Below are 9,228 nucleotides of genomic sequence, written 5' to 3' on the forward strand. Positions count from 1 at the left end.
TAAGCAATGGGATTTCGACGATTCCTATTCCCCCAAATACCAAAAGTTCAAGATTAATGAACTTCCGAGGATCGTCTCTTTCCGGCAAGACTGGACATACAAGGACCTCATCCCATGAAAGTAGAGGATGACCAGATGAATGCAGAAAACATGGAAAGTAATGGCTGTTTGCAAAGAGTACATGAATATGGGCACCATGTTTCTAACTCGCTACGATATATGAAAGGCAAGCCGGGATTTGAATATGATTTTTATAGGAGTGTATTGGCATTTGAGGAATATTTTGGCGGGGCATCTCCTCGGGAGTTTGCTAAAATATTTGGAAATAAATTCGAAAAAATATTAAGGAGTGTGTAAATATGGGAATGAAGGAACCGGACTTTATGAAAAATGGGTATGCCTATATCGGAGAGGACGAACAATGGCATATTAGACCGGATGCACCGGAAGCTGCAAAAGAGGAATTTAAGAAGTTTATGGCTTTGGTAAATCCGGTGCCAGACGAAAACGGAATAGTTACACGATATTAATCAACCACTTGAAAGAGTGGTTTTTTTATTGCCCGATAACCTTTAAGGGACTTATTAGAAGACTTACAAGACCCAATTAGGGCAAGTCAACAACGCTATACAGTCTTACAAAGATATGTATATCGATGGTATCAAGAAAGCTACGGCCAGTATAAAGTACAGAGAAAAGGCTTGATATCAGAGAGATGAAAACAGGTAGACATAATTTGCAATCTCTAAGAAAAAATAGTATACAATATGTGCTTATCATCGGCTTTCAGCAACATAAAGTAAATAAATATAGCTGCATACGTATAAACAGCGTGTAAGATTGCTTCCTTAGCATACTCATTTTTTATGCGGCGCCCTATTAGATGTGGGACGAATACAATATCACTGACACAGCTTAATACACTTACCTGTAAAGTAGCCAAATAGACAAATGGTTCAGATTCATCCGAGATTAGGTATAATATGGCAGCTATGATCAACATTATTACACAACTATGCTTGTACTCCATACCATACCAGTTTCGTAGCTTGATAAATATCAATGCAGCTATAATACTTAAAGTAATAACAATGAATAGTGCAATTTTATAATTTTCAGAAATTAATGTTCCTAACATATAAAACGACCCGCTTTCTTGAACTGCAATTATAATGGTATTGCCCAGATGATAACTTATTTTTAATTATAAAAGTTTCCTGATGTATTAAATGGTACTTTTAATGCACTGAAATTTTATGTAACAAAATCCTCCGGGGAATTACTCCCTGGGGGTATATCTATGCCTTTTATATAAATACCTTACATTTTATACTTACAAGCGTTTGAGGCTCCGGCCTTTTTTATTCTAGAGCGTGTTTTATATGGTACAATAAAGACAGTTACAAAACAGCAAACAACAAACGGAGGAAGTCAAGTGTATAAAGTAATACGGAAAGCCAATTCATCCCTCAGTCCATATTATTTGTATTCAAGATTAACCAGCGTGGAGAGCAAAGATCATACACATGGATACGGTATCATAAATAAATGCCTTGTTCTATGAGTGCTTCGGAGTGCAAATTTAAGGATTGGTTAAGAATCCGCTAAAGACACGCTAAGAATTTTCCGTGTAGAATGAGATTATCGTAACTGGTAATCTTATTTTATAGGGGCATGTATTTGCCTGAAAGAGGAGAGAAATGGGAGAGACAATATTATCTGCAAATAAATTATGTAAGACGTTTTCAAATGACGGAGTACAACAGCATGTACTGAGAAATCTGGACATCAGTTTTGAGAAAGGGGATTTTACCGTAATAATGGGCGCATCCGGGGCGGGAAAATCCACTCTTTTATATGCGCTGTCAGGCATGGATAAACCCACCCTTGGAGACATCTACTATGGGAATACAAAGATATCCGGCTACAGCAATGACAAGCTTGCGGTTTTCAGGCGCAGACACTGCGGTTTTGTCTTTCAGCAGATTTACCTGCTGGAAAATATGAGTGTATTGGATAATGTTATGGCGGTTGGTCTGCTGGCGGATAAGAATAAAAAGTCAGTGGCGGAAAGGGGAAAAGAACTTTTAAAGCAGGTAGGACTGGAAGAAAATCTGTGGAAGAAGTTCCCGTCCCAGTTATCCGGCGGAGAAGCACAGCGAGCAGGAATCGTCCGCGCACTTATTAACAGGCCGGAAATCGTATTTGCCGACGAACCCACAGGTGCACTGAATTCCGCTCATGGAAAAGCAGTTTTAGATACCTTTTCCAATTGCCACCAGGAAGGGCAGAGTATTATTATGGTGACACATGATCTGCGCTCTGCGCTGAGGGGAAATCGTATCATTTATCTCAAGGACGGTATCATCTGTGGAGAATGCCGCTTAACAGATTATGATGAAAATGATCACAAGCGCATAGGTATACTGCGTGACTTCCTGGAAGAAATGGGGTGGTAAGATGGAAACTACAGGGATGCTGATGAAATCTTATCTGAAAAAGAGCAAAGGGCAAATGCTGTCATTGTTCTTATTAATTGTCATTGCAGTAACGATCTTAAATACAGGAGCACTGGTATTCTTTAATTACCAGCGTTCTTTCCTGAACCGGATGGAAGAACTGAACGGAGCGCATTTTATGGCGGCACTGCCAAAAAGTGATGAAGATGATCAGTATCTTACATTTATACAGAATTATAAAGGGGTAAACCAGGTTGAGACTCAGCAGGTTCTGATCTTCCCGGGGGCATCCCTGCCCTACGGTGACAGCAGGCTGGAGCAGGTCTTTTTAATTACCAGTCTGGGAGATGACCGGGATATTTCAAAACTCAATATGGTAGAAGAAGATGCATCCATTCAGAATGGAATTTACCTGCCTTATATTATGAAAACCGGAGGATATCATAAAATAGGGGAAACTTTCGATATCCAGTTCAACCACAAAACCTATGAGTTTACCATAGCAGGTTTTATCGAGGATGTATCCCTCACCAGTTCCATTAATCTGGGGGGAATAGGCGCATATTTAAAAGAAGGGGATTTTAAGAATCTCCAGGAGAAATCCAAAGAATGGAATAATCTTGGAACGCTGGTTTCCGCAAGGATGGATGATTATCGGGATTCTGTGAATCTGACTTCGGATTTTAAGAAACAGATGTCCGGAGCGCAGCGTCTGGAGGGAACTGCGATGAATCTGTGGTGTCAGGATGCGGTACTGGGGGTACGAGCGAGAACGCTCACATCCAATATTGGCGGTTCGATTATGATTAGCTTTGCACTCATTATTGTATTGATCAGTATGGTGGTAATCCGTTTTCGGATTATTAATATGATCGAAGAGGACATGAAAAATGTAGGAGTACTGAAAGCACTGGGATACACAAGCGGACAAATCGTCATTTCCTTTGTACTGCAGTTTGCCGTGATCGGAGGTATAGGCGCCGTCCTGGGAGTCCTGGCATCTTATGGCGTTCTGCCTCTGATCAATGAATTGTTCTCTGCCCAGACTGGAATTGTGTGGCATCAGGGATTCCATGCCGCCATCAGTATCATCGTGATTGTATTGATTCTAATAATAACGGGCAGCATTGCATTTTTTGCTTCCGGCAGAATCAATCATCTTCATCCGATTCTGGCGATCCGGGGAGGAATCGCAACTCACAGTTTCCGAAAAAATGTAATTGCATTGGATCAATCCAAGGGAACCCTGAATTTACTTTTAGCTGCTAAGAATGCATTGCAGAATACAAAAAAGAACGTTATGATTGGCATTATTATTTCCTTTTTGACGTTTGTGGCATTATTTGCCTGGACCATGTATTATAATATTGCGCTGGATAAAGATTCCTTTTTAAACATTATAGGAGCCGAAATGGCCGACTTCGTAGCAGTAGTACCGGAAAATGAAAAAGCAGGATCCTTTCAAAATAAAATTCAGGATATGGATAATGTAAGAAAGACATTCTATTACGATACACTCAGTACCAGGGTAAATGGTACCGACTGCATGGCTACGGTATTAGAAGATTTTCAGGTGATTGAAAACAATACCATTTATAAAGGCCGTTATCCCAAACATGATAATGAAGCAGCGATGGGTGCACTGCTGTCAGAGGTGCTTGGAAAGGAGATCGGTGACACCATCACAGTAGAATCCGGAAATGAAAAGAAAGAATATCTGGTGACGGGACTTACACAGGGATCCTTTTATCTGGGCATGGACATCATGGTGACGAAGACGGGGATTGAAGAAATACTGCCCGCATTTAAGCAAAGTAATCTATATGTATATCTGAACCAGAGTGATGACAGGGCGCTTGCGGTCTTTCAGGATCATATTAATAAAATGTACGGAGAGGATGAAATTTCCCTTACGAAAAACAAAGAGGTCATCTTCAGTACCATCAATATATATTCAAAAATGACAACCATTATTGCAATTGGCATTTTGTGTACGACGGTTCTCGTTATTACCCTGGTGCTATATCTGATAATAAGGATGATGATTACCAGGCAGAAACGGTATTATGGAATCCAGAAATCCATCGGTTTTACGACAGGACAAATCATCCGGCAGATTATATTCAGCCTGATGCCGCCCATTGCAGCCGGTGCAGTGGCAGGGGGAATCATCAGCATGCTGACAATGAATCGGGTTATCTCTGTGTTATTTAAAAGCCTGGGAGTCATGAATGCGAATTTTATCATACAGCCGCTGGGGGTTGCTGGAATTATAGTTGGAATTATCGTGGTAAGCTATGTATTAGGTTATTTGATTGCCGGCAGAATACGTAAGATTACTCCATATAACTTAATTACGGAGTAAAAATGAATTATGGAGTTCATGATATTCCTAATTAAATTACAGAGTTCATGATATCCTATCATTTAATTATGGCGTTAATGGTATTTAAAGACCCGTGACATGCCTGCACCCAACGTATCACGGCGCCAGAGCGTGTTTGAAAATTCATTCCCGCCATCTGAACGCCCCACTTTGCGGTATATTTGCCCCGAATTCAGGTTACGTAGTACGCTTGTCGCCCTTCATCCGGGACAAATCTCCCACAAAGTGTGACGCACAGCTGCCAGAAAGCAATTTTAAAATACGCTCTAGGAATTCCAGGCGATACGAGAATCAGTTAAAATAAATTTACAGATCTTTCTCACTTATGGTATGATAGAGACATAGTGCCACCCGGCGTAAATACACCACCCGGCACTAGTTTGACAGAGGCATTAGTATTTCCGGAGATATTTTCTCTGGCCGGGCAGCGAGTCGCTGTCCGGATATGTATGATTGAAGATTGGTGCAGGTCTGCCTGCACACCGTAAACTGCTGCGATGTACTTCTGCACACTGCTTGTGCACCGCCGCCTTCGGCTCGTACAGCTTCGCATTTTACGTATCACCTTTTTGTTTTGCCTCTGTCAGCTGCCTGAATCTGAATGTCCGGTTTGAAATACATAAGATGGAGGTAAGTCATGGGAGATCAGAGCTTGTGGAAATATTGCACCCGGGAACATTGCAGGAAGCTGCTTACGGAATTTCAACTGTTTGGAGAGATGAATTGGTCCAAGGAACGCCAGATCGCTTGTCTGTATGCTCTTAGCAACCATATATCGGATCACTACCACACAGCAGTAATTCCCAAACAGGACGGTACCTGCCGAAAACTCTGCATACCAGACACACTTTTGAAACTGGTACAGAGAAATATTCTGCATCATATACTGGATGGTCTTACGGTATCGTCATATGCAACTGCCTATCGTAAGGGAGTCACCATCCTCAACAATGTATCCTGCCATACCGGACAGGAAAAAATTCTGAAACTGGATATTCATGATTTTTTTGGAAGCATACCGTTTATACTGGTGTACCAGAGCGTATTTCACAGTGACCGTTTTCCACCTTCAGTAGGTACGCTGCTGACCCATCTCTGCTGTTATAACGGCTGTCTGCCTCAGGGAGCACCCGCCTCAGCAGCAATATCAAATCTTGTAATGAAGCCTTTTGATGAGTACATGGGAAATTGGTGTGGAGAACGCAAAATTACATATACCAGATACTGTGATGACATGACTTTTTCCGGCAGCTTTGAAGCATATAAAGTGAAAAATAAGGTCCGCAGTTTCCTAAAGGTAATTGGTTTTGAATTAAATGAGAAGAAGACGAAATTACTCCTGGCAGGACAGCGTCAGGCGGTAACCGGAATTGTAGTCAATGAAAAGCCCCAGGTATCAAAAGAATACAGAAAAAAACTGCGCCAGGAAGTATATTACTGCCTTAAATTTGGTGCAGCATCTCATCTGGAGCATATGAATCATGACGAGTCTGGATCAAAAGAAGGGGCTGAACGATATCTACAGCAGATGCTTGGTAAAATTAACTTTGTCCTCCAGGTTAATCCCCAGGATGAATATTTTAGGGCGGCAAGGGAGCGGTTAAGAAAAAATCAGAATGAGAGAGTAAACAGGTAGTTTTCCCATATAAAGAAGGAACCGTATCCGATTATTTCCAGGATACGATTCCTTCTTATATTTTTATTTTAGAGAAAGAGTCTTATGTTCATCTAACATTCCCTGTATTACTTTTTGCGTATATGCCCCAAGGAATTTCCGGTCCTCTTTGCTCAATTCTTTTGGGTAAATTGGCGCACCGTATTGGAGTATCACATGTGCAGAACGTATTTTTGGAAAATGATTTTCAAATATTTCCGCGGAATTTGTGATCGCCATGGGGATTATGGCGCATCCTGTTTTTTCAGCCATTTTCATGCTGCCTTCTTTAAAGGGAAGCATGGGGGCATCTGCCACTTTGTTCCGGGTACCCTCGGGAAAGATACACATGGAAATGCCGGCTTTGATCTGTTCAATGCCCTTAAGAATTGTCTTCAGACCTTCCTTAATGTCTTCACGGTTCAGGAACAGGCAGTAGAGCCGTTTCATCCAGTGGGACAGCAGGGGGATTTTTTCCATCCCGTCTTTTGCAACATAGCCCGTCAGTCCGGGGCATCTGGAATAGGTAAGCAGGATGTCAAAAAAGCTTCTGTGATTCCCGATGTACAGAACTGCTTCATCCTGGGGGACATTTTCAGCTCCGATAATGGTTGCTTTAGTTCCGCTTACAAATAAAACCAGCTTAAAAACGTTTTGAACCAGCCGCAGAGATGAAATATCTCTGAGCCTGGGATTGAATTTGCCAAGGATCCATTCAAATATCAGGATTGGAATGGATAAAATAAGAAAGCCTACTACAACAATTACTACAATAATAAAACGTATCATCTTTTTTTCTCTTTTCTACGAAGTTAGTGATCTCTTATGTATGAGATCAGGTCTGAAAATGTTTCGTCTCCCACAATGTGTGATACACAATTGCAGAAAGTAATTAACAAACACGCTCTTGTGCTGCATCCGGTCGGTACCGGCACTGTAGTTTCAGACCGGATTAGTATTAATACCGCCCAAATAAATGAGCGGTCTCACGCAGCCATCTGGCACGCCCGGAGTCCAGATCTTGTGAAACATATCGGAATTCCCAGTTTCCTTCGGCAACACCGGGTGTATTCATCCTGTGTCTGCTGTCAAGCTGAAGAATATCCTGTATGGGGAAAATCGCGAATCTTGCAATTGTACCCATGCAGAAACGGATCAGATCAAGGCTTATATTGCCTCCATCGGTGTTCCCGTATCTTCGGATTTTGTCTTTTAACTCATCCGGCAGATTCTGATACCATCCGGTGGTGGTGTCGTTATCGTGGGTGCCGGTATAGCAGATACAGTTGGTAGTGGTAAAATTATGAGGAAGGTAAGTACTTTCCCCCATATCCTGAAATGCAAACTGCAGGATACGCATACCGGGAAAATGAAACATATCCCTGAGCCACTCCACATCAGGCGTGATGATTCCCAGATCTTCCGCCAGAATCGGGAGGTGGTCCCCCAGTTCTTTTTGAATGGATAGAAACAGTTCTTCGCAGGGACCCTTGACCCATTTGCCATTTAAGGCAGTCTCTTCTTCCGCAGGGATGGACCAGTATGCTTCGAATCCCCGGAAGTGGTCTATCCTCAGGTAATCAACCATTTTCAGCTGATGTGCAATTCTTCTGATCCACCACTGATAGCCATCTTTTTTATGAACGTCCCAGTCATAGAGCGGATTGCCCCAGCGCTGACCGGTGGCAGAAAAATAGTCCGGGGGAACACCGGATACTCTGGTGGGATGGCCTGCACTGTCAAGCTGAAACAGTTCCTTATCCGCCCACACATCTGCGCTGTCATATGCTGCAAAGATCGGGATATCTCCGATGATAAATACCTCTTTTTCATTGGCATATGCTTTTAATTTTGCCCACTGGGAAAAGAAGATAAACTGCAGGAATTTGTGATAGCGGATTTCATCTTTTAAGGTTTTTTCCAGATGCTCACGTACTTCCGGCACAGGAGCGATTAATTCTTCCTCCCAGTCAGCCCAGCATTCACCTTCCCGGCTATCTTTCAGCGCCATAAAGAGGCTGTAATCTTCCAGCCACTCCACATTTGCAGTACAAAAGTCATCATACTCTTCCAGAAGCATCTTATTGGGCGTGTGCTTAAAAGCAGCATAGGCTTTTTGAAAAAGAGACTCTTTGTATTCCCTTACTTCAATATAATCCACTTTCCTGGGATCTTTCCACACAGGTATTTCCCGGAGATCATTTTTTTCCAGCAGTTCCAGTTCAGCCAGATCATCAATGCTGATTAATAATGGCTGGCCGGCAAATGCAGAAGGGCTTTGATAGGGGGAATTCCAGAATCCGGTAGGTCCAAGGGGGAGGACCTGCCACAGATGCTGGCTGGATTCCTGGAGAAAATCGATGAATTCATAGGCACCTTTTCCCAGGTCGCCTATACCATAAGGGGATGGAAAGGAAGTAGGATGCACCAGGATGCCTGACAGCCGCCTTGTATCCTCTTCTTTACTTGTATTAACCATAAAATTCTCCTTTACGTTATACGTACTATGGTGTTTATTATACTGGACTTTGCACAGGGATTCAAGAAGAATCCTTGCCACATTTTCAGTGAATTTGTATGATTCCCGTTTTTCAAACAGGCTCTAACATACATAGATAACCGTCAAATTAAAAAATAGCTATCCGCTACGCCAATAGAGGATAACTGGTAACTTAAAATTACTCGTTTAAAATCTATACTTGAAGAAAACGCGGATTTTGTATATAATA

8 protein-coding genes are annotated in these 9,228 nt (G+C 42.1%); 6 read left to right on the forward strand and 2 right to left on the reverse strand.

Features of this window, described 5'->3' with window-relative positions:
• Window positions 1–114 precede the first annotated feature (114 nt).
• The 6 genes from ACH2DQ_RS02900 (at window position 115) to ACH2DQ_RS02925 (ending at window position 6,481) form a co-directional block, all read left to right on the forward strand.
• Entirely contained in the window at window positions 115–357 is a 243-nt protein-coding gene (locus tag ACH2DQ_RS02900; RefSeq protein ID WP_394915965.1) for a hypothetical protein, read from the forward strand.
• Window positions 358–359: 2 nt separating this feature from the next.
• On the forward strand, window positions 360–530 hold the full coding sequence (locus ACH2DQ_RS02905) for a hypothetical protein (RefSeq protein WP_394915964.1): 171 nt from the start codon (window positions 360–362) through the stop codon (window positions 528–530).
• Window positions 531–1,700: 1,170 nt separating this feature from the next.
• The gene (locus ACH2DQ_RS02910; RefSeq protein WP_394915963.1) at window positions 1,701–2,459 is read left to right on the forward strand and encodes an ABC transporter ATP-binding protein; all 759 of its coding nucleotides are present in this window, start codon (window positions 1,701–1,703) and stop codon (window positions 2,457–2,459) included.
• A 1-nt stretch (window position 2,460) separates the two neighbouring features.
• A complete protein-coding gene (locus ACH2DQ_RS02915; protein ID WP_394915962.1) occupies window positions 2,461–4,824 on the forward strand; it encodes an ABC transporter permease in 2,364 nt (787 codons plus the stop codon).
• Window positions 4,825–4,918: 94 nt separating this feature from the next.
• On the forward strand, window positions 4,919–5,149 hold the full coding sequence (locus ACH2DQ_RS02920; protein WP_394915961.1) for a DUF6783 domain-containing protein: 231 nt from the start codon (window positions 4,919–4,921) through the stop codon (window positions 5,147–5,149).
• Between the two features lie 333 nt (window positions 5,150–5,482).
• On the forward strand, window positions 5,483–6,481 hold the full coding sequence (locus ACH2DQ_RS02925) for a reverse transcriptase family protein (RefSeq protein WP_394915960.1): 999 nt from the start codon (window positions 5,483–5,485) through the stop codon (window positions 6,479–6,481).
• 63 nt (window positions 6,482–6,544) lie between these two features.
• Here the strand turns inward: ACH2DQ_RS02925 and ACH2DQ_RS02930 are convergent, their stop codons facing one another.
• Together ACH2DQ_RS02930 and malQ are read right to left on the reverse strand one after the other, a co-directional pair.
• Complete coding sequence (locus tag ACH2DQ_RS02930; protein ID WP_394915959.1) at window positions 6,545–7,288, reverse strand: lysophospholipid acyltransferase family protein; 744 nt, start codon at window positions 7,286–7,288, stop codon at window positions 6,545–6,547.
• Window positions 7,289–7,457: 169 nt separating this feature from the next.
• Window positions 7,458–8,978: a 4-alpha-glucanotransferase gene (gene malQ / locus ACH2DQ_RS02935; RefSeq protein WP_394915958.1), complete on the reverse strand. Its 1,521-nt coding sequence runs from the start codon at window positions 8,976–8,978 to the stop codon at window positions 7,458–7,460.
• Between the last annotated feature and the right edge of the window lie 250 nt (window positions 8,979–9,228).

The organism is Robinsoniella sp. (assembly GCF_034124845.1).

What these genes read in the sequence shown, in the direction of transcription:
- ACH2DQ_RS02910 (WP_394915963.1), top strand. Translation starts at nt 1,701, where the DNA reads ATGGGAGAGACAATATTATCTGCAAATAAATTATGTAAGACGTTTTCA.
- ACH2DQ_RS02900 (WP_394915965.1), top strand. Translation starts at nt 115, where the DNA reads ATGAAAGTAGAGGATGACCAGATGAATGCAGAAAACATGGAAAGTAAT.
- malQ (WP_394915958.1), bottom strand. Translation starts at nt 8,978, where the DNA reads ATGGTTAATACAAGTAAAGAAGAGGATACAAGGCGGCTGTCAGGCATC.
- ACH2DQ_RS02905 (WP_394915964.1), top strand. Translation starts at nt 360, where the DNA reads ATGGGAATGAAGGAACCGGACTTTATGAAAAATGGGTATGCCTATATC.
- ACH2DQ_RS02915 (WP_394915962.1), top strand. Translation starts at nt 2,461, where the DNA reads ATGGAAACTACAGGGATGCTGATGAAATCTTATCTGAAAAAGAGCAAA.
- ACH2DQ_RS02930 (WP_394915959.1), bottom strand. Translation starts at nt 7,288, where the DNA reads ATGATACGTTTTATTATTGTAGTAATTGTTGTAGTAGGCTTTCTTATT.
- ACH2DQ_RS02925 (WP_394915960.1), top strand. Translation starts at nt 5,483, where the DNA reads ATGGGAGATCAGAGCTTGTGGAAATATTGCACCCGGGAACATTGCAGG.